This window comes from Natrinema amylolyticum (assembly GCF_020515625.1).
In the GTDB taxonomy this organism is placed as follows: Archaea; Halobacteriota; Halobacteria; order Halobacteriales; family Natrialbaceae; genus Natrinema; species Natrinema amylolyticum.
This window is the reverse complement of sequence record NZ_JAIWPJ010000003.1, coordinates 230,213-251,390: the sequence shown is the minus strand read 5'-3', so window position 1 is coordinate 251,390 and position 21,178 is coordinate 230,213. Positions and strand designations below refer to the sequence as shown.

At 67.0% G+C, this 21,178-nt stretch carries 18 protein-coding genes; 11 read left to right on the top strand and 7 right to left on the bottom strand.

The features are described 5' to 3' along the window. Positions 1-74: 74 nt before the first annotated feature. From LDH66_RS16885 to LDH66_RS16865, 5 genes are all read left to right on the top strand, one after another. A complete protein-coding gene (locus LDH66_RS16885) occupies positions 75-929 on the top strand; it encodes a CBS domain-containing protein (RefSeq protein ID WP_226482254.1) in 855 nt (284 codons plus the stop codon). Continuing rightward, complete coding sequence (gene glyS, locus LDH66_RS16880) at positions 922-2,712, top strand: glycine--tRNA ligase (RefSeq protein WP_226482253.1); 1,791 nt, start codon at positions 922-924, stop codon at positions 2,710-2,712. Before LDH66_RS16885 ends, glyS begins: the two co-directional genes overlap by 8 nt. 134 nt (positions 2,713-2,846) lie before the next feature. Then, positions 2,847-3,437: a diacylglycerol/polyprenol kinase family protein gene (locus tag LDH66_RS16875; protein ID WP_226482624.1), complete on the top strand. Its 591-nt coding sequence runs from the start codon at positions 2,847-2,849 to the stop codon at positions 3,435-3,437. Between the two features lie 170 nt (positions 3,438-3,607). Continuing rightward, positions 3,608-4,792 carry an MFS transporter gene (locus tag LDH66_RS16870; RefSeq protein ID WP_425492957.1) on the top strand — a complete coding sequence of 395 codons (1,185 nt, stop codon included), beginning with the start codon at positions 3,608-3,610 and terminating at the stop codon, positions 4,790-4,792. 63 nt (positions 4,793-4,855) lie between these two features. After that, positions 4,856-7,309: a DEAD/DEAH box helicase gene (locus tag LDH66_RS16865; protein ID WP_226482251.1), complete on the top strand. Its 2,454-nt coding sequence runs from the start codon at positions 4,856-4,858 to the stop codon at positions 7,307-7,309. Positions 7,310-7,338: 29 nt separating this feature from the next. On the opposite strand, the gene LDH66_RS16860 is transcribed toward LDH66_RS16865, so the two are convergent. From LDH66_RS16860 to LDH66_RS16850, 3 genes are all read right to left on the bottom strand, one after another. Further along, positions 7,339-8,196 (bottom strand): phosphatase PAP2 family protein, encoded by an 858-nt coding sequence (locus LDH66_RS16860; protein WP_226482250.1) that lies wholly within the window; start codon positions 8,194-8,196, stop codon positions 7,339-7,341. A 309-nt stretch (positions 8,197-8,505) separates the two neighbouring features. After that, positions 8,506-9,255 carry an Sjogren's syndrome/scleroderma autoantigen 1 family protein gene (locus LDH66_RS16855; protein WP_226482249.1) on the bottom strand — a complete coding sequence of 250 codons (750 nt, stop codon included), beginning with the start codon at positions 9,253-9,255 and terminating at the stop codon, positions 8,506-8,508. 89 nt (positions 9,256-9,344) lie between these two features. Continuing rightward, the gene (locus LDH66_RS16850) at positions 9,345-9,809 is read right to left on the bottom strand and encodes a TIGR00725 family protein (RefSeq protein WP_226482248.1); all 465 of its coding nucleotides are present in this window, start codon (positions 9,807-9,809) and stop codon (positions 9,345-9,347) included. 243 nt (positions 9,810-10,052) lie between these two features. Here LDH66_RS16850 and mdh point away from each other — a divergent pair, with 243 nt between their 5' ends. Beyond that, entirely contained in the window at positions 10,053-10,967 is a 915-nt protein-coding gene (gene mdh, locus LDH66_RS16845; RefSeq protein ID WP_226482247.1) for a malate dehydrogenase, read from the top strand. Between the two features lie 70 nt (positions 10,968-11,037). On the opposite strand, the gene LDH66_RS16840 is transcribed toward mdh, so the two are convergent. Continuing rightward, positions 11,038-12,489, bottom strand: coding sequence for a cytochrome P450 (locus tag LDH66_RS16840; RefSeq protein ID WP_226482246.1), 1,452 nt, complete (start codon positions 12,487-12,489; stop codon positions 11,038-11,040). A gap of 81 nt (positions 12,490-12,570) precedes the next feature. Between LDH66_RS16840 and LDH66_RS16835 the strand changes: the two genes are divergently transcribed. Next, positions 12,571-13,233, top strand: a complete 663-nt coding sequence (locus tag LDH66_RS16835; RefSeq protein ID WP_226482245.1) for a helix-turn-helix domain-containing protein — start codon at positions 12,571-12,573, stop codon at positions 13,231-13,233. 81 nt (positions 13,234-13,314) lie between these two features. Here LDH66_RS16835 and LDH66_RS16830 read toward each other — a convergent pair whose 3' ends face one another. Then, entirely contained in the window at positions 13,315-13,560 is a 246-nt protein-coding gene (locus LDH66_RS16830) for a ferredoxin (RefSeq protein WP_226482244.1), read from the bottom strand. A 156-nt stretch (positions 13,561-13,716) separates the two neighbouring features. Between LDH66_RS16830 and LDH66_RS16825 the strand changes: the two genes are divergently transcribed. Both LDH66_RS16825 and LDH66_RS16820 read left to right on the top strand, forming a co-directional pair. Then, positions 13,717-14,721, top strand: a complete 1,005-nt coding sequence (locus LDH66_RS16825) for a class I SAM-dependent methyltransferase (protein WP_226482243.1) — start codon at positions 13,717-13,719, stop codon at positions 14,719-14,721. 79 nt (positions 14,722-14,800) lie between these two features. Next, positions 14,801-16,009: an inorganic phosphate transporter gene (locus LDH66_RS16820; RefSeq protein WP_226482242.1), complete on the top strand. Its 1,209-nt coding sequence runs from the start codon at positions 14,801-14,803 to the stop codon at positions 16,007-16,009. 32 nt (positions 16,010-16,041) lie between these two features. On the opposite strand, the gene LDH66_RS16815 is transcribed toward LDH66_RS16820, so the two are convergent. Beyond that, entirely contained in the window at positions 16,042-16,476 is a 435-nt protein-coding gene (locus LDH66_RS16815; protein WP_226482241.1) for a universal stress protein, read from the bottom strand. A 194-nt stretch (positions 16,477-16,670) separates the two neighbouring features. After that, positions 16,671-17,918 (bottom strand): magnesium transporter, encoded by a 1,248-nt coding sequence (locus tag LDH66_RS16810; RefSeq protein WP_226482240.1) that lies wholly within the window; start codon positions 17,916-17,918, stop codon positions 16,671-16,673. 148 nt (positions 17,919-18,066) lie between these two features. Here LDH66_RS16810 and LDH66_RS16805 point away from each other — a divergent pair, with 148 nt between their 5' ends. After that, entirely contained in the window at positions 18,067-20,448 is a 2,382-nt protein-coding gene (locus LDH66_RS16805) for an ATP-dependent DNA helicase (RefSeq protein WP_226482239.1), read from the top strand. Next, positions 20,448-20,954 carry a KEOPS complex subunit Cgi121 gene (gene cgi121 / locus LDH66_RS16800; protein WP_226482238.1) on the top strand — a complete coding sequence of 169 codons (507 nt, stop codon included), beginning with the start codon at positions 20,448-20,450 and terminating at the stop codon, positions 20,952-20,954. The genes LDH66_RS16805 and cgi121 overlap by 1 nt, the downstream gene beginning before the upstream one ends. Positions 20,955-21,178: the final 224 nt, after the last annotated feature.

Sequence of the window (21,178 nt, the reverse complement as noted above, 5' to 3'; positions counted from 1 at the left end):
TACCGATCGGAAATCGAACCGATACCGGGTGTGAAACACTGGGTTTATACTCATTTTCGCCGTACCCTGGGGATATGAACGTAGCCGACGCGATGACGCCCCGCGAGGACGTGGTCACCGCCGACCTGCCGGGTACTCGCTCGGACGTGCTCGAGTACCTGCAAGAACGGTCGTTCTCGTCCGTGCCGGTCGTCAAACCGACCGACGACGGCCCGGAGTACCGCGGTCTCATTTCGCGAGAGACGCTCATCGAGGAGCCGGACGAGGACCAGCTCGTGATGCTGATGGAAGAAGGCGTCCCGACGACGACCGCCGAGACGAGCCTCGAAGACGTCGCGCGGACGATGGTCGAAGCGGGCGCGCGCCGCGTGCCGGTCGTCGACGGCGAGTTCGAGGGGATCGTCACCGTCACGGACGTCATCCACGCGATCGCGACGGGCGATCAGGAGACCGAGGGCACCGTCGAGTCCTACGCCAGCGAGGACGTGAACACGACCTACGAGGGCGCACCGCTGCCGGTCGCCGAACGGGAACTCTCCTACGCGAACGTCCCCTACACCGTCGCGCTGGACGACGACGGGCGGATGAGCGGCGTCCTGACCGAGGTCGACATTCTCGAGGTCGCCCGGATCGTCGAGGGCGAGGAGGAGACGGGCGACAACTTCGGGGATCAGGACGACGAGTGGTCCTGGGAGGGGATCAAGGCGGTCGGTAGCCGCTATCTCCCCACGCGGGACATCGAGATTCCGGCGGGACCGATCCGGGAGTTCATGAGCGACGACGTCGTGACGGTCTCGGGCCAGACGTCGATTCAGGAGGCCGCACAGCGGATGATCACGAACGACATCGAACAGATCCCGCTGGTCACGGGCGAGGAACTCGTCGGCATCGTCTGCGACGTCGACCTGCTGGAGGTACTCTATGAGTGAGCACGAACACGCGGACGCGACCGAGAGCGAGCCGGCGGCGACGAGCGAGAAACTGGTCGAACTGGCCAAGCGGCGAGGCTACTTCTTCCAGTCTTCCGGGGCCTACGGCGGCGTCGGCGGCTTCTACACCTTCGGCCCGCAGGGCGCGGCGCTGAAGGGCAACGTCGAGGACGCCTGGCGCGATCGCTTCGCGGTCGCGGAGGGCAACATGGAGATCGACGCGCCGACGATCATGCCCGAGCCCGTCTTCGAGGCGTCGGGCCACCTGGACGGCTTCGACGACATGCTCGTCGAGTGTCCGGAGTGCGGCGAGAGCCACCGCGCGGACCACGTCGTCGAGGACAACACCGAGTACGAGGACGCCGAGAGCCTCCCCATTCCCGAGGTCGAGGAGGTCATCGCCGAGTACGAACTCGTCTGCCCGACCTGCGGGGCCGGACTCGCGGGACAGGCCGTCGACTCGTTCAACCTCATGTTCGCGACGAACATCGGCCCCGGCGACTCCGATCCCGGCTACCTGCGCCCCGAGACGGCACAGGGCATCTTCGTCGAGTTCCCGCGACTCAAGGAGTACGCGCGCAATCAGCTCCCCTTCGGCGTGACCCAGATCGGCCGGGCCTATCGCAACGAGATCAGCCCCCGCCGCTCGATCATCCGCACGCGCGAGTTCACCCAGGCCGAACTCGAGTACTTCATCGATCCGGAGGCCGACGAGCCGGACCTCTCCGGCGTCGAAGACGTCGATGTCACGCTGTACCCGGCCAGCGAACAGAACGCCGAGGACGGCGAGGCCGTCGAGACGACGATCGGCGAGGCGGTCGAGGAGGGCATCATCACGGACCCGTGGGTGGCCTACTTCCTCGGCGTCGCGAAACCGTGGTACGAATCGGTCGGCGTCGACATGGATCGATTCCGCTACCGCCAGCACCTCTCGGGCGAGCGGGCCCACTACGCCAGCGACTGCTGGGACGCCGAAAGCGAGATCGACGGCAACTGGATCGAGATGGCTGGCTTCGCCCACCGCGGAAACTACGACCTCTCGAAGCACGCCGAACACTCCGGCGATCGGTTCACGGTCTTCAAGCAGTACGACGAACCGAAGACCGTCGAGCGCGCCACCGTCGACCCCGACATGAGCTATCTGGGGCCGGAGTTCGGCGGCGACGCACAGGCAGTGGTCGGGAAGCTCGAGGACCTCGCGGCCCGCGATCGCTCCGCGTTCGACGGCGACGCGGTCGAGATCGAGCTCGAGGGCGAGACCCACGAGATCCCCGTCGAAAAGACCGGTTTCGCGGTCGAGGAGCAGACGGAGTCCGGCGAGCACGTCACGCCCCACGTCGTCGAACCCTCCTTCGGCGTGGACCGGACGGTCTACACCGTGCTCCACCACGCATACCGCGAGGACGAGGTCGCCGGCGAGGAGCGGACCTTCCTCGACCTCGAGCCCGAGGTCGCGCCGACCTTCGTCGGCGTCTTCCCGCTGCAGAACGACGACGAACTCGAGGCGCAGGCGAACGAGATCGTCGACGACCTGCGCGCGGCCGGCCTCTCCGTGACCTACGACGATTCAGGCAACATCGGTCGGCGCTACCGCCGTCAGGACGAGGTCGGCACGCCGTTCTGCGTGACCGTCGACTACGAGACCATCGAGAACGAGGAGACGACCGCCACGGTCCGCGAGCGGGACACGACCGACCAGAAGCGGCTGCCGGTCGACGACCTCGCCGAGACGCTGGCGGCGATTCGCGCCGGCGACCTCGCGTTCGACGAACTCGAGGAGTAAGCGACACCGGGCGGGTGACGGCACTGCGCACTATCGGTTGCTGTCGTTCGGGCGCGGGAGCCATTTATATAGTATATAGTACTGGGGAGAACTAACCGACGGACTGAAGGTCACCTCTCTCGAGGCAGGATATGATGGCCGACGAACTGAAGCGGCGACTCGTCCACGCCAGCGGCTCGGGGCTAGTCGCCCTCTATCTGCTCGCCAACTATCTCGAACTCGGGCTTACCTGGACCCGATTTCAGGTCCTCATGGTCGTCCTCGCGGCCGGCGCGCTCGTCCTCGAGTTCCTGCGGCTCCAGATCGGGCTCGACTGGCGGCTCTACGACGTGCTCACCCGCGAGTACGAGCAGGACAATCCCGCCGCCTACGCACTGTACCTGCTCAGCATGGCCGCCGTCGTGGTGGTCTTCGAGCCGGATATCGCCCTGCCCGCGATGTTGATGCTCGCACTCGGAGATCCGATCAGCGGGATGGTATCGGACAACACCCTCCAGCGGGTCAAGCCGCCGAAAGTGCTCGGGACGATGTTTCTCGTCTCGACGATCATCGCGATTCCGTTTCTGCCGATCACGGCGGCGCTGGTCGCCGCGATCGGAGCGACGCTCGCCGACGGCGTGACCCTCGAGATCCGCACCTACATCATCGACGACAACCTGACGATCCCGATCTACGCCGCCTGTCTGGCCTTCCTCGTCCTCGAGTTCACGCCGGTATCGCTGTAGGAACGGGCGGACGGCCCGCGACTGGTCGCCCGGCCGGCCGGTGACGCGTCGAGACGTCGCCGGGTTCCGATATCGGCAAGGCCGTACCGTTCTGGACCGCTCAAGACCGTCGCCGGCGAAGTGGGAATCCATCCGTGTCCCTGTTCGGAACGAGGCGTCGACTGTCGACCGTGCGGGCCTTCCTGACGGACGGCCGCGGCGAAATCCTGCTCGCGGTCGCCGCCGGCTGGTTTCTCTCGATCGGCGTCCGACTCGCCTATCCCGTCTTACTGCCGTACCTCCGACGGGCCTACGGCCTCGATCTGACGACGGCCGGCTTCCTGTTGACCGCCCTCTGGCTCTGCTACGCGCTGGGACAGCTCCCGGGCGGACTGCTCGCCGACCGATTCGGCGAGGGGAACGTCCTCGTCGCGAGCACGGTTATCTCCGCGGTGACGCTCGGGCTCGTCGCCGTCGCCGGCTCCGCGCCGGTGGTTTACCTCGCCACGGCCGCGTTCGGCTTCGGGACGGCGCTGTACGGCGTCGCCCGATTTACGACGCTGTCCGACATCTATCCCGACAACGACGGTACCGCGATCGGCGTGACGATGGCCGCCGGTCAGGCCGGCAACACCCTCCTGCCGCTCGCGGCCGGCGGAATCGCGTCTGCGTTCGCCTGGCAGTACGGCTTCGGCCTCGCGGTCCCCGCGTTCGCCCTCGTCGCGATCGGGCTCCGGCTCGTCGTCCCCGCGCGCACCTCGAGCGCGGAGAGCGCCGTCGACAGCGTCTCCCTCGAGACGGCTCGCTACGTCCTGTCGGAACTGCGCCGGCCCGAAATCGTCACCGTGGCGGCGATCCAGATCCTGACCTACTGCGTCTGGCAGGCGTTTACGGGCTTCTATCCGACCTATCTGATCCAGATCAAGGGGTTCTCCGAGGGGGTCGCGACCGGTCTCTTCAGCGCGTTCTTCGCGGCCGGAATCGTCGTCCAACCGCTGACGGGACGGCTGTACGACCGGTTCGGTATCCGGAAATCGCTGCCGCCCGTCCTCGGCATCGTCGTCCTCTCGTTAGTCGCGCTCCCCTTCCTCGAGGGGTTCTGGCCCGTCGTCGTCGGGACCGTCTTCCTCTCGAGCATCCTCGGCTACGGCACGATCACGCTGCCGTACATGACCGCGGCGTTCCCGGCGGACATGCAGGGAACCGGCCTGGGCTTCCTGCGGACCGTTTACATGACCATCGGCGCGTTGAGTCCGGTCCTGTTCGGCGCGCTCGCCGACCGGGGCTACTTCGACGAGGCGTATCTGCTACTTGCCGGGTTCGTCGCCGTCGCGGTGGCGATAACGTGGTGGCTGCCGCCGCTGTCGGAGCAGTGAGCCGCGTTTCACTTTCACCGCGGTACGGGAACCCTTATTCGCGGCGGCGATGAACGGCAGGTAATGGCTACGACGGACGAGGAAATCGCTTCTATCGAGCATCCGCTCCTCGAGCCCGACTTCTTAGAACGGCGACTCTACCAGCTGAAGCTCGCGGGGACGGCCGCGAACCACCACACGCTCGTCTGCCTCCCGACCGGGCTGGGGAAGACGACGGTGAGTCTGCTCGTCACAGCGCGTCGCCTCGACGAGGTCGGCGGGAAGTCGCTGATGCTCGCACCGACGAAACCCCTCGTCCAGCAGCACGCGGATTTCTACCGCGAAGCGCTCCGGATTCCCGACGAGGAGATCGTCGTCTTCACGGGCGACGTGAGTCCCGAGGACCGCGCCGAGATGTGGGAGTCGGCGACGGTCGTGATGGCGACCCCGCAGGTGATCGAGAACGACCTCGTCGGGAGCCGGATCTCGCTTTCCGACGTGACACACATCACCTTCGACGAGTGTCACCGTGCGACCGGCGACTACGCCTACAACTACATCGCCGAGCGCTACCACGCCGACGCCGAACGGCCGCTCGTCACCGGGATGTCGGCCTCGCCCGGCGGCGACGAGGAGGCCATCCTCGAGGTCTGTGAAAACCTCGGGCTGGACGAGGTCGAGGTGATGACCGAAGAGGACGCCGACGTCGACGAGTTCACCCACGACACCGACGTCGAGTGGGAGCGCATCGACCTCCCCGACGAGGTCCTCGAGATCCGGGACGCGCTGAACGAGGTCATCAAAGAGCGCCTCGAGAAGCTCAAAGAACTCGGCGTCGCGAGTTCGACCCAGCCCGACCAGTCCCAGAAGGATCTGAATCGGATGCGGGCCGAACTCCAGGAGCTGATCAACAACGACCAGTCCGAGGGGTTCGAGGGGATGTCCATTCATGCGGAAGTGATGAAGCTCCGGCAGGCCGTCACGCTGGTCGAGACCCAGAGCGTCGAGGCGCTGCGTCGCTACTTCGAGCGCCAGCGCAATCAGGCCCGCTCGTCGGGGGCGTCGAAGGCGAGCCAGCGGATGGTCTCCGATCCGCGGGTGCGCGAGGCCATGCGGAAAGCCGAGAGTTTCGACGAGATCCACCCCAAGTACAGCAAGGCTCGGATGCTGCTCGCCGAGACGCTGGGCCTCGAGGGCGGCGAACGAGTGATCGTCTTCACCGAGTCCCGCGACACGGCGGAGGCGCTGACTGACTTCCTCTCGGAGAGCTTCGACGCGAAGCGATTCGTCGGACAGGGCGACCGCGAGGGGTCCGACGGGATGACCCAGAACCAACAGCAGGAGGTGTTAGACGAGTTCCGTGCCGGCGAGTTCGAGGTGCTCGTCTCGACGTCGGTCGCCGAGGAGGGGCTGGACGTCCCGGAGGTCGACCTCGTGCTCTTCTACGAGCCCGTGCCGACGGCGATCCGGTCGATCCAGCGGAAGGGCCGAACCGGTCGCCAGTCCGAGGGCCGCGTCGTCGTCCTCATGGCCGAGGACACCCGCGACGAGGCCTACTTCTGGATCTCGCAGCGCCGGGAGAAGGAGATGGAAAACGAACTGCGTGAGCTGAAAGGACTGGCCCCCGAAATCGCCGAGGAACTCGACGATTCACAGCAGTCGCTGACCGATTTCGGAGGGGCAGGCGAGAGTGGAGTGAAAGTAGACGAGGACGGCAGTGAAGCCGACGCTGTCGGCGATTCTTCCAGCGGAAGCGAAGGGGTCACAGCGAGCCCGGGACTGCAGGAATTCGACGAAAAGAACTCGGAAACGGGTAGTGACGAGCGAGAGGGGACGGACGAGATCGACGAGGACGTCGAAACCCACGAGCCCCACGCCGAGGGCGACGCCGTCGCGGTCGTCGCCGACCAGCGGGAGATGGACGCGAACATCGCCCGCGAACTCTCGCGACGGGAGGCCTACGAGGTCTCCCTCGAGACGCTCGACGTCGGCGACTACGTCCTGTCGGACCGGGTCGTCGTCGAACGGAAGTCCGTCGCGGACTTCGTCGACTCGCTGGTCGGCGGCGACCGCTCGGTCTTCGAGCAGGTCGGCGCGATGGCCCGCCACTACTCGCGGCCGATCGTAATCGTCGAGGGCGAGGGGCTGTACGAACAGCGGGACGTCCACCCGAACGCGGTCCGGGGCGCGCTCTCGAGTCTCGCCGTCGACTTCGGTGCGAGCGTCCTGCGGACCGACGGCGAGGACGATACGACGGACCTGCTCGCGGTAATCGCCGGTCGGGAACAGGAGACCGCCGACCGGGAGGTGTCGGTCCACGGCGAAAAAGGGGCCAAGACCCTGAGCGAACAACAGGAGTACGTGGTCTCCTCGATCGCCGAAATCGGCCCCGTCACGGCCCGGTCGCTGCTCGAGGAGTTCGGCACCGTCGAGGCGGTGATGATCGCGACGGAAGACGAGTTACAGGAAGCGGACGGCGTCGGGAAGGTGACCGCCGAGCGGATTCGGGAGGTCGTCGGGAGCGACTACGCGGGCTGATCCGTCGGGCGATCGAACGGACGAGTCGCTCAGTCGTTCGTCTCCGACGCGATGCCCGTCTCGCGGTCGTCCGAAACCGAAACGCGATCGGTCTCACCCTCTGCGCGAGCGACGAGTCGCTCGGCGGTGAGGACACACCAGACCCCGAGTGCGACGCCCGCGACGACGTCGATCAACCAGTGAATGCCGAGATACATCGTCGAGAAGACGACGAGGGTAGCGACGACCGACGCAATCGAGAACCATCTGGGGTACTCTCGGCGCGACCGCCAGGCGAACAACGCGACGATGACCGCCAGCGACGTGTGGAGCGACGGAAAGACGTTCGTGTTCGCCGAAACCTCTGCCGTGAGTTCCTGGGTCTGGGGATAGAACTCGTACATCAGCCCGCTGACGGTCGACAGGTGATTGCGCGGTCCGTAGGCGATAAACAGCGTATAGAACAACGATCCGACCAGCGTGTTGAGCGCGTACGCGACGAGCAGTTCGTTGAAGCGGCGCTGGGTCGGCGAGAGGAAGTAGAGGGCGAGGGCAGTCACCAGCAGGTACGGAAACCCGAACATGTACATCGCGGAGAAGAATCCGATCAGCGCGTCGGGGACGATATTCTGGAGGACGGCGACGAACGACCCTTCGACGGCGTAGATCTCCGCGGTGATGTCCCAGTCGAGCGCGTACGAGAGTTCCAGTCTGCGGTGATGTGTCCATCGTTTCGCCAGCAAAATCAGCATCGTGGCGCCGAGATAGGGCGCGATACTCCGGCCTCGACGCTCGAGTTCGGCGACCGTTCGCGGGAGCGTCGAAGAGCGGACACAGAACGCACAGGTGGCTGTAACACCGATGCAGACGACTGCGATCGTGATGAGCGTGACGTATCCTAACGACATCGGTAGCTCTCCTCCGTGGTCGGGGATGGCAAGCGATCGCGGGCCGCGGGCCGACGAGCATCCGGCACGAGGGAGGGCGGTGAATCGTGCCGGACGGTCGGACTGGCTTCGGTCTGAGCGTCACCGAACGTGCCCGATCACCGGAAACGCGTTCCGTGACGACCCAGCGCAGCGAATTCCTATCCGTAGGTAAAATCCCATTTAATTTATATCTACTGATATGCAATGCGATCAGGGTCGGAGAACACCGCGGGAAGAGACGACGGCAACGGACAACGCTACCGTTCCGTGCGCGAGCGTCGAACCTCGTCAGCGCAGCGTCGCCAACGCCTCGCTGGCCTCGCGAGCCGCCTCGAGGCAGTCCTTCGCGTAGCGGGGATCGTCCGTGGCAGCGGCCGCTTCGGCGAATTTCTCGAGGGTTCGGGCGAGCGCGTCGCGGGCGGCCTCGAGGTCGCCGTCGGCCGCGGCCGACCCCGTCGCGGGGAGCGGTCGACTGCGGTCGGATCCGGACGGACGGTCGTCGGCGCGCGAACTCGAGGGGGTGCGATCGGCGGACGGTGACTCGGAGCGGGACGGCAACGAGTGGTCGTCTCGGGATGACGATGTCGACGACTGCGGTCGCCGGTCCGCGGTCGACGCGTTCGGCTCCCGGCCGCGTTCGGTGCCGCGCTGGTCGGTCGCCGGCGTCGCATCGGTATCGGGAGCCGCTTCGGGCGATGTGGTGGCGTCGTCACCGGTGTCGGGCGTGGACGCGTCAGCGGCGTCAGTTCGGTCGGCGTTCCCGCTGGTGGCGTCACCGTCGGCCGGGTCCGCCGCGGCCGACTGGGCCTCGAGATCGGTTCCCTGAACGGCGTCGGGGTTGCCGTGGCAGCTGGGACAGAAGGTCGTCCCGTTCTCTTGAAAGAGGGGGTCGCCGCAGGTCCCGCAGTGGGCGTTGGTCATCGTCGCGCCCTTGAGCAGCAGGTCGCTCATCCGCTGGGTCGCCTCGCGCTCTTCTTTGTCCTGTTCGTACTTCTCTCGAAGCTTCTCGCGCTCGGCTTCCTTGTCGAAGTCGCTCATATTCGTCTAGAGGCGGCGGACCGTCGAAAAAGCTGCGAAGGAACGGACGCCCGAACGGACGACGCCGGCCGGGCGGAGCCGCTCTCGAGTTACGAGGTGCGCTCGAGCGCGGCTTCGACGGCGTCGACGGCCTCAGCGGGGGTGTCGACGGTCTCGAGATCGATCCCCAGACCGGAGACGTCGTGGGTTTCGAGGCCGACGACGGGCCGGTCGTAGATCCCGGCAAAGCCGATTTCGGAGAGGGTCCCGACGCTGCCGGCCAGCGCGATGACCGCGTCGCCGTTCAGCGGGACGAGCGCGTTTCTGGCGTGGCCGAGACCGGTCGCGATGGGGATATCGACGGAGTCGTTCGCGGCCTCGCGGCGCTCGCCGGGGAGGATGCCGATCGTGGTTCCGCCCTCGGATTTCGCGCCACGACAGACCGCTTCCATCGTCCCGCCGCGACCGCCGCAGACGACCACGTGGCCGCGTGCGGCGAGTTCGCGTCCCACCGCTTTCGCGCGGGCCGCCTGTTCGTCCGTAATCGTTCCGCCACCGATGACGCTGACGCGCATACACGGGTAGGTGTGAGCGCCGGTCATGATCGGTTCGGTCTCGAGTCGCGGCGGGTCGAGAGGAAGCCGTCAACCGCTCTCGAGGATCGACGGGCTCGAGTCGAACCGAGCGGTCGAGTCAGCGCTTCGGTCCGCCGAGAGCGGTACCCGATACGACAGTCGTCGAAATATTTCACGCCGAACTGGTTCGAACTCAGAGGTTTCGACGGATTTAACGTGTGTGATGGGGAAGCATTACGTGGTATGACGAAAGTGAGCGTGGTCGGCGCGGCCGGGACCGTCGGGGCCGCCGCAGGCTACAACATCGCGCTTCGGGACATCGCAGACGAACTCGTCTTCGTCGATATTCCGGACAAGGAAGACGACACGATCGGACAGGCCGCCGACACCAACCACGGGGTAGCCTACGACTCGAACACGACGATCCGGCAGGGCGGCTACGAGGACACCGCGGGATCGGACGTCATCGTGATCACGGCGGGCATCCCGCGCCAGCCGGGTCAGACCCGGATCGATCTGGCGGGCGACAACGCACCGATCATGGAGGACATCGGCTCCTCGCTGGCCGAGCACAACGACGACTTCATCACCGTCACCACGTCGAACCCCGTCGATCTGCTGAACCGCCACCTCTACGAGACGGGCGACCGCGCCCGGGAGAAGGTGATCGGCTTCGGCGGGCGGCTCGACTCCGCTCGGTTCCGGTACGTCATCTCCCAGCGGTTCGATGCGCCCGTACAGAACGTCGAGGCGACCATCCTCGGCGAGCACGGCGACGCACAGGTCCCCGTCTTCTCCAAGGTGCGAGTCGACGGACGGGACCCCGAGTTCGACGAGGACGAGAAGGAAGACCTCTTAGAGGAGCTCCAGACCTCGGCGATGAACGTCATCGAGAAGAAGGGGGCGACCGAGTGGGGGCCGGCGACCGGCGTCGGTCACACGGTCGAAGCCATCCTCCGGGATACCGGGGAGGTGCTGCCCTGCAGCGTCGCGCTCGAGGGCGAGTTCGGCCACGAGGACACTGCCTTCGGTGTGCCGGCGAAGCTCGGCTCCGACGGCGTCGAGGAGGTCGTCGAGTGGGATCTGACCGAGTACGAGCGCAACCAGCTCGGCGAGGCCGCCGAGAAGCTCTCCGAGCAGTACGACGAGATCTCGTAGGCGGCGCTCGCCCGTCCGGTTTTTTTCGCGATCAAACGCAGAACGGTAGGTTTGGCGCTCGAGGACGTCTTCAGAGTCCGGCCGACCGTTTTCGGACGCGGACGTCGACGTCCCCGGGATCAAGCGTGATTTCGACGGACGGCTCGAGGCGTTCGGTTACCCGTTCGAATTCGACGCCCCGAGCGATAGTCGCGAGTGCGAGTTTGAGTTCCATCATCGCAAATCGCATCCCGAGACAGTGACGCGGACCGCCGCCGAACGGGAAGTAGGCGTACTCGGGTCGGTCGGTATCGGACGCGATCGTCCGGCCGCCGTCCTCGTTCCCGTTCTCGCTCTCGTCCGCGAGCCAGCGCTCGGGTCGGAACGCCCCCGGGTCGGCCCACCACCGGTCGTCGCGATGGATTCCGTAGGTCGAGAGCTGTAGCGTCGTCCCAGCGGGGACGCGATAGCCGCCCAGCATCGTCGCCTCGAGCGGCTCGCGGTAGAGTGCGACCACCGGCGGGTAGAGGCGCATCGCCTCCCTGACGACGGCCTCGGTGTACGCGAGGTCGGGGAGGTCGGCGAACTGCGGATCCCGGTCCCCGAGGACGGTCGCGAGTTCGCGCTCGAGATCGTTCCGAACGTCGGGTTCGCCGGCGAGCAGCCAGCAGGTGACCGTTAGCGCCGTCGCGGTCGTCTCGTGGCCGGCGAACAGGAACGTGACGAGCTGGTCCCGGACTTCCTCGGAGGAGAGCCGGGACCCGTCCGAATACTCCGCGCGAGCCAGTACGGATAGGAGATCGTCACCCGCCGCGTCCGCCGCCCCCGCTCCCCCGCGGCGGGCCGCGACCAGTTCGGTGACGAGGGACTCGAGGTCGGCCATCGCGGCCTCGTACTCGCGTTCGGTGGGCGTCGAGAGCCACGAGGGCAGTACGGACTGGACGGCGAACTGCTGGGGAGCGGCGTACGTTGACAGCGCCCGGGTCGCTCGCCTGACGGTCGCGGCGCGGCCCTCGTCGAGTTCAAGATCGAACAGCGTCCGCGTGAGCACACGGAGCGTGTAGCGCGACAGGTCGTCTCCGAGGGCGACCGTCTCGCCGTCGTCCCACTGATCGGCGAGCGCCGACGCCTCCGCAGCCATGTCGTCGGCGTACGATCGGATGCGGTCTGGCGTGAACGACGACTGCAGCAACTGTCGCTGGCGACGCCAGCGCTCGCCCTCGGTGAACGCCACGCCGTCGGGGGCGATGAGTTCGCCGAAGCCGGTCTCGAACTCCCCCTTTCGAAACTCGTCGGCGCTCGAGACGAGGATCGTCTCGACGATCGCGGGATCGAAGACGGCCGCGAACTCGGTACCGAAGGCCTCGTAGGCGACGACATCGCCGTACTCCCGGGCCGACTCGACGAACCCGAGCGGATCGCGGGCGACGGACAGCGTGCTTCCGAGAAACGGAAGACCCCGCGGTCCCGGGGGCTGGTCATTGCTCAAGTGTTCGGTCTCCGACGCAGCCCCATCGGACCGTCGCGAATGGGTCTCGGACATATGCGATCGTAGTGCGAGAACGAAAATCGGCGTTCGCCCGAAGCTGTGAACTTCTTTATACCAGCCTGCGATGGCTCCGGTATGCAGTCGACCGATCTGACGCTCTGCCTGCCCGAGTGGATGGAACTCCCGGTTCCCCGATCCCGGGACGGCCTCGAGATACACCGCGAGGAGGTGCTCTCGTGGCACGTCGATCCCGAGACGGAGCGCGTGCGATTCCTCTCGGTGATCGCCGGCGACCGCGAGGCCGCTCGAGCGGTCGCGACGGAGCTGGACGCGGTCCACCGGTTCGATATCACGCCGATCGACGAGGACGCGTTCTACGCCTACGCCGTGATGGACGTCCGCGCCGCCGACGCGAGCCTGATGGGAGCGTTCGACGAGCCGGGGCTGGTGATCGTCCCGCCGATCGTCTACACCAGTTCGGAAACGGTCCACGTGACCGTCCTCGGCGAGCCCGACGCGCTGGCGGGCCTGCTCGAGGCGTTCCCCGACGGCGTCGAGATCGACGTGGAACGAGTCAGCGACCACCGACACAGGGCCGAGACGCTGGCCGGCAGACTGACCGCCCGCCAGTTCGAGGCCATGGAAACGGCGCGCGAACTGGGCTACTACGACGTGCCGCGGACGGGGTCGCTGGCCGAGGTCGCGGCGGCGCTCGAGTGCTCGGAGAGCGCAGCGTCGACGCTGCTCCGAACGGTGGAATCGGCGTTAGTCGACGCGGCGCTGGGCCGGGGCCGCTGAGAGAGAGAGGGGAGGGGAGCGGATACGGAGGGTAGAAGAGGAGGTAAGAGAGGCCGACGGAGAACGGAGCGACAGGGACGTTCAGGGAATCAACTGCTCGCCGTCGTCGTCGTAAATCACGATCGCGTCGACAGGACAGGTTCGAGCAGCGAACTTCGCGTCGAGTTCCGCGTCCTCTGGAATCTCGCGGACGAAGATGCCATCCTCAACCTCTTCGCTGTCCTTGAGGATTGCCTTCCCTTTCGATTTGTCTTTCTCGAACGCGTCCCACTCCGCGACGCACTGGAACATCCCGATACAGGTGTCCTCGTCGAATTCGACCTTCATGGACGACGGTTCGCTTGGCCGGCGTAAAGCACTGACGACGTCGATTGCGGCCGGCGTCGGCATCGATGTACGCGAACGTCGGTCGCTGCTTGTGATGTGTTACACTATAACAAATTTCGGATTGGTTTTATTATCCGGCGACTCGTCGTCTCGAGCATGGGACGTGCCGACTCGGGAGCAGCCGAACCGCGACCGGCGGACCCGTTGGGACGCGCGATGCTCACTCACCACCGCGACACCGCGGGTCGTCTGACCTATCGCGACGGCGCGGACGTGCAGGACGGGAACGTTTCCGAGTTCTACTTCTCGAGCCCCGAGTCGTGGGCGTCGGAAACGATCGAGGCGCTCGATCGACTGTGCGATCACGAACCGATCCTCGACGTCGGCTGCGGAGCGGGGAAACACCTCCTGTGGTGGGCCGAGCGCGGGGTCGACGCCGTCGGCGTCGACGTGAGTCCGAACGCCGTCCTGACGGCCCGCGAGCGGTGCGAGGTCCGCAGGACCTCGAGACGGAGTTGCGTGGAGCAACGCTCCACGTACCGTTCGAGCGGGCTACGAGGCGGCGATGCCGCCTCGAACGGGACGGGCGCGGAGCGAAGCTCCGCGAGCAGTCGAACGGGCAAAGCCCGTGAGACGACGGCTTCGCCGTCCCCCAGCTCGCGAGAAGACGGCGAAGCCGCGGAGCGCGGCCTCGAGGGCGTCCTCGTCGGCGACATGTTCGACCTGCCGATCGAAACGGGGTCGGTCGGAGCCGTCCACGCCGTCGGGACGCAGATCGGGCTCGGCCGCTCGCTGGCCGGGATCCGCGCGTTGCTCGCCGAATTCGCTCGCGTCACCGCCGACGGGGGCGTCACCGTCGTCGACAACAACGACCCGACGCGGCTGGACGGGGACCTCTTCGGTTACCGACCCGATCCGCGCGAGGGGATCGCCCACCGGTGTTTCCACCTCGAGTTCGAACGCGAGACGGACGAGGGCGAGCGATACCGCGAGGTCGGGCGAACGCTACAGTTCCTGCTGTGTTCGCCCGCACGGCTCCGCGAGGCGACGAACTCGACGCCGTGGTCCGTCTGCGACGTCCGCCGAACCGACGGGACGGCCCATTACAGGGCGGTCCTGGAAAAGCGGGAGAGCGAAGGCGACAGCGCTACGGTCGGGTAGCGCGGGGCCCCGCTCTCCGGACCGTCCGCCGAGCCAACGCTTTTCCACGGGGTCGTGGAACGACGGCGTACGAGACGGAATGGTCGCACTCTCCTTCGGGATCCTCGTCGGAGCCGCCATCCTGACCTGTCTGTTCATGGCGTGGGTGCTCGGGGCGAACAGCAACTCGCCGCCCTTTGCCCCCGCGATCGGCGCGAACGCCATCTCGACGATGCAGGCGGCGTTCGTCATCGGGCTGCTCGCGGCCCTGGGAGCGCTCATGCAGGGCGGCAGCATCTCCGAGACCGTCGGTGCGGATCTGATCAACGGGGTCACGATCACGCCGCTTGCGGCCACCGCGGGCCTGCTAACGGCGGCGGGGTTCATGGCGATCGGCATCTACACGCGGTATCCGATCCCCGCGGCGTTCGCGACGACGGGCGCGATGGTCGGCGTCGGCCTCTCGCTGGGCGGCGATCCGGCGATAGCCACCTACCGACGGCTCGGGATCTTCTGGCTACTGGTCCCGATCATGTCCGGCGGGCTGGCGTACGCGACGGCCACGGTTCTGCGACGCGACGACGTCCCCGAGACGGTCGGCGTTCCGCTGCTGGCCGGCGTCGTCGGCGCGATCGTCGCCAACGTCCGCCTCGGCGTGATCCCCGATCCGACCGCCGAGCAGGGCACCCTGGCCGGCTTCGGGTCCCGGCTGATCGGCGGCGGTCCGACGCTGGCCGCCGGCGTCGATCTCGGAACCGTTCTCGTGACCGTCGCGGCCGGCGTCCTCGCGTTCCACTGGGTCCGCGAGCGCGTTCGCGTCTCCGTCGAGAAGGGGATCCGCTCGTTCCTGCTCGTCCTCGGCGGCATCGTCGCCTTCTCCTCGGGCGGCTCGCAGGTCGGCCTCGCGACCGGCCCGCTCGAGAACCTCTTTCGCGTCGAACTCGGCCTGCCGGGAATCCTCCTGCTCGCGATCGGTGCGACCGGCATCCTCGCTGGCGCCTGGATGGGCGCGCCGCGGCTGTTGCAGGCGACCTCCCGGGAGTACGCCCAGCTCGGCGTCCGGCGGTCGATCGCGGCGCTGGTCCCGGGCTTCATCATCGCCCAGCTGGCCATCGCGCTCGGAATCCCGATCTCGCTGAACAACATCATCCTCTCGGGGGTCATCGGCGGCGGGCTGGCCGGCGGTTCGGCGGGCGTCTCCCGGCGCAAGATCGGCGTCACGATCACCTTCTGGCTGGTGACGCTCTCGAGTTCGGTCGTCGTCAGCTACGGCCTGTACCGACTGTTCGCGACGGTCATCGGCGGATGAACTCGTCGAGGGAGCGCGGCGCTCGCGCGGCCTCAGTCGAGCACCGTCACCGGCTCGGCGGTGCGTTCGACCACCGTGGCGGCGATGCCGCGACCGAGAAAGCGTCTGAAGAAACCCGTCGATCCCGTTCGAGATCCGTACATGACGACGTGATCCGTCCCCTCGTCGGCGGCGTATTTGGGGACGACGTTTCCGGGTCGTCCCTCGACCGTCTCGATCCTGACGCGGTCCACCACCGTCGAACCGGCGACCGATTCGAGCAACTCGGTCGCGCTGGTCCGCGCCTGTTCCGTCCGTTCCTCGTCTCGCTCCAGGATCCCGCCCTCGCTGAGCGGGGCATCCAGCGGCGTCACGACCGCGAGCAGGGTGATTTCGGCGTCTGGAAACGTCTCGAGGGCATAGGAGAGGGCCTCGTCCTCCCGCGGACGGCCGAGCGTCGGGACGAGGACGCGGTCGGGATCGACCATACGCGGGGGTTCGGTCGCCACGGCCATCGGTCTATCGCCGGCAGCCGGTCGCTCCTCTCCGACGTAGACGACGTTACGTCCGCTCAGCCGATCCGCGATCGGCGGTCGGTCACCGCCTCGAGTGACTCGCCGTCGGTCGAATCGGCTCGGCGAATTCGAGAAGAAGGACGCCGAGACGGGGCGAAAACGCCGCCTTAGAGGACGGACTTCGCCAGTCCGAGGAAGATGAAGAAGCCGAGGACGTCGGTCATCGTGGTGATGAAGATCGTCGCCGACGTCGCCGGATCCTTCCCGATCTTGTCCAGCAGCAGCGGGATGATCGTCCCGAAGAAGCCAGCGATGACGAGGTTCAACACCATCGACACGCCGAGCACGAGCCCCAGCATCGGGCTCTGGTTGAACACGGACGCGATGAGCGCGACGAGGACGCCCGTGATGAGCCCGTTCGCGGCGCCCGCGATGATCTCGTTGACGACGGCGCGACCGCCGGTCGACAGCGATATCTGGTCGAGTGCGATGCCGCGGACGGTGACGGCCATCGACTGCGTACCCGCGTTGCCGCCCATCCCGGCGACGACCGGCATGTACACTGCCAGGAGCGTGAACGCCGCGATGGTGTCCTCGAAGAAGCCGACCGCGCCGGCCGCCAGGAACGCCGTCCCGAGATTGATGATCAGCCACTTGTACCGGTATCGCACCTTCGAGAGCGGGCCGTCGAGAATGCTCTCCTCCTCCTGGACGCCCGTGAACTCGTAGAGCGTCTCGGTCGCTTCCTCCTCGATGACGCGGAGGAGGTCCTCGGCGTAGATGACCCCCATAACGGAGCCGTCGTCGTCGAGGACGGCCACCGAACTCTCGGGGTTCTGCCGGAACACGTCGATGACGTCCTCGTCGGGCGCGTCGTACGCGACCGCGGGCGTCTCGTGGACGTGCTCGCGGAGCTCCACCGGGCCGTCGTCGCTCATCGCCAGCACCTGTCCGGGGAGTTCGCCGAGGAGTTCCCCGTTCTCGGTGACGAAGATGGTCGGAATCCGGCCGGTCCGGGCCTCGTGGCGCTGGACGCGGTCCGCGATGGCCTCGAGGCCCCGATCGACGTCGACGGTGACGTAGTCGAGGTGCATCAGCCCGGCGGCGCTCTCGGCACTGAACTCGAGCAGGTATTCGACCTTCTCTCGGCGGTCCTCGTCGAGTCGGCGGAGCACGTCCGTCCGCGTCTCTTCGTCCGCGAATCCGAGGATATCCGCGACTTCGTCGGGATCCAGCCGGCGGACGAACTCCCGCAACTGCTCGCGGTCCATGTCCGCGACGAGCGACTCCCGGATCGTCTCCGGAAGGAGGAAGAACACCTCCCGCTGCCGGCTCCGCGACAGCCGTTCGAACTCCGCTGCCGGAGCCGACGACGTCGCGATCGCCTGCTGAATATCCGATAGCTGTTCGGCCATACACCGTACGGTCGTGCGTGCATCTAAACGATTATGGTACCGAGCGCCGAGTCGCGCAGGAGCGACGGCCTCACCGTTTCGCGTCGACTCCCGCGGGGACGGGGTTCGAGACGACAGTTTAAACCACGGGACGCGCCAAGGACGGGTAATGAATATCGAGGAGTTGTCGGGGCTCCCGCCCGGTGCCATCGACCACTTCCGGGGCGAGGGCATCGAGGAGCTCTACCCGCCCCAGGCCGAGGCGGTCGAGGCCGGCGCGACCGACGGGGAGAACCTCGTCGCCGCCGTCCCGACAGCCAGCGGGAAGACGATGATCGCCGCCCTCTCGATGCTGTCGGCGATCCAGCGCGGCGGGAAGGCGCTCTACATCGTCCCCCTGCGAGCCCTCGCCAGCGAGAAAAAGGAAGAGTTCGAGGCCTACGAACGGTTTGGCGTCACGGTCGGTGTGACGACCGGCAACTACGAGAGCACCAGCGACTGGCTCGCGACGAAGGACATCGTCGTCGCCACCAGCGAAAAGGTCGACTCGCTCGTCCGCAACGGGGCCGACTGGCTTTCCGATCTGACCTGCGTCGTCTCGGACGAGGTCCACCTGATCGACGACCGGAACCGGGGCCCGACGCTCGAGGTCACCCTCGCGAAACTCCGGAAGCTCAACCCGCGCATGCAGGTGGTCGCGCTCTCGGCGACGGTCGGCAACGCCGACGAGATCGCCGACTGGCTCGACGCCGCGCTCGTCGATACCGACTGGCGACCGATCGACCTGCAGATGGGGGTCCACTACGGGAACGCCCTGAACTTCGACGACGGCTCGACGCGAGAGGTGCCCGTCGAAGGCAGCGAGAAGCAGGAGGCCGCGCTCGTCCGCGATATATTGCAGGAGGGCGGATCCTCCCTCGTGTTCGTCAACTCCCGCCGGAACGCCGAGGCCGCCGCGAGACGGTTGGGCAGCGTCTCGAAAAACGAACTGACGGCCGAGGAGCGAACCGACCTGGCCGACCTGGCCGACGAGATTCGAGACGACAGCGACACCGAGACGAGCAGAGACCTCGCGGACGCCGTCGAACACGGCTCGGCCTTCCACCACGCGGGCCTCTCGAGCACCCAGCGATCCATCGTCGAGGACGCCTTCCGCGATCGGCTCCTGAAGGTGATTTCGGCGACGCCGACGCTCGCGGCGGGGGTCAACACCCCGGCTCGGCGGGTGATCGTCCGCGACTGGCGGCGCTTCGATCCGAGCGCCGGCGGCATGGCGCCCTTGGATGTGCTCGAGGTCCACCAGATGATGGGGCGGGCCGGCCGCCCGGGCCTCGATCCCTACGGCGAGGCCGTCCTGCTCGCCAAGAGCCACGACGAGAGCGAGGAGCTGTTCGACCGCTATATCTGGGCCGATCCCGAGCCGGTGCGCTCGAAGCTGGCGGCCGAACCCGCCCTCCGGACCCACGTGCTCGCGACCATCGCCTCCGGCTTCGCTCGCACGCGAGAGGGACTGCTCGAGTTCCTCGAGGCCACCCTCTACGCCAGCCAGTCGAGCGAACCGGGCCGACTCGAGACGGTGACCGACACGGTACTCGAGTACCTCGAGTCGAACGACTTTATCGAACGAGACAGTGGCAATACGGACGACGGAAACGATGCAGATGCCGCGGGTGCGTTTACCTCCGCAGCCGACCTCGCCGAGGAGAGCGGTCGAGACGAGACTCTCGAGGCGACCAGCCTCGGTCACACCGTCTCGCGGCTCTATCTGGATCCGATGAGCGCCGCCGAGATCGTCCACGGGCTCGAGGACGCCGACGAGCGCCCGACCGCGCTCGGCCTCTACCAGCTCGTCTCGCGGACGCCCGACATGTACGAACTCTACCTTCGATCGGGCGAGGACGAGAAGTTCGGCGAACTCTTCTACGAGCGCGAGGCCGAGTTGCTGGGGAACGCTCCCAGCGAGTTCGAGGAGGAGCGCTTCGAGGACTGGCTCTCGGCGCTCAAGACGGGCAAGCTGCTCGAGGACTGGGCGACGGAGACCGACGAGGAGCAGTTGACCGACCGATACAAGATCGGGCCGGGCGACCTCCGCGGAAAGGTCGACACCGCGGAGTGGCTGCTCGGCGCGGCCGAGTCGCTGGCCGCCGAAATCGACAGCGAGTGGACCGTCGCCGTCCGGGAGGCCCGCGCTCGTGTCGAACACGGCGTCGGCGAGGAACTCCTCGAACTCGTCTCCGTCGGCGGCGTGGGCCGCAAGCGCGCCCGCCGGCTCTACGACGCCGGGATCGAGGAGCCCGCCGACCTGCGGACCGCGGACAAGAGAGTCGTTCTCGACGTGCTCAAAGGGACGAAGACGGCGGAAAACATCCTCGAGAACGCGGGCCGCGAGGATTCCTCGATGGACGGCGTCGAGCCGAAATCTGCGGGATCGAGCGACGGGAGCGGAACCGCGGCGAACGCGAGCGACGACGCGGACGGTGACGGGCCGGCGACGGACGCGACGGAGACGGGGGACGCAGACGACAGTCAGGCGAGCCTGGGTGACTTCTGATGGAGTTACTGAACTGCCGCCTCGAGATCGACGATCTGGACGCGTTCGTGGCCGATCTCGGTGAGATCGGCGACCGTCACGACGTGACGATTCAGGCGTTCGATTCGCGGTACGTCGCCGACCGTCGCCACCTCGAGCGGGCCGTCGAGTTCGCCGACCGAGCGATCGACCGCGGCGAGAACGTCGCCCGGGATCGCGCCGTCGAGATCCTGCTGTATGCCGCCGGTCGCCGGCAGATCGACCGCGCCCTCGAGATGGGCGTCGGCGAGGGCGAGACCCGAGCGGTGGTGCTCGTCGACGGCGAGAGCGACGGGGACGAAGCGGCCGCGCTCGAGGAACTCGAGGCGCTGAACGCATTCGCCGAACGGGAGCCGACGCTCGAAACGCGGGACACCGAGACGCTCCGTGAATTTTTCGAGATCACCGACACCGAGTTGGGGGCTACCGACGCGCCGCTATCGGCGCTGGTTCGCGAGCGGGTCGCGCTGCTCGAGGTCGAGAAGTAGCGGATTTCGCGGTCGTATTCGGGTCGCGCCGTTCGAGCCATTGCTCTAGCGGCCCGCCCGACGATGCGACTTTTGAAACAACAGTGGGACACTCGAGCCCACCGAACCCGAGCGGTGGGCGGGCGACGCGGACACGAACGCGAACGTGTCCGACGACGATCCGCTTCGGGCGCTCGCCGGCTGAGCGGCACGGAGCAGACGAGAAGACCGCCGCGGATCTATTC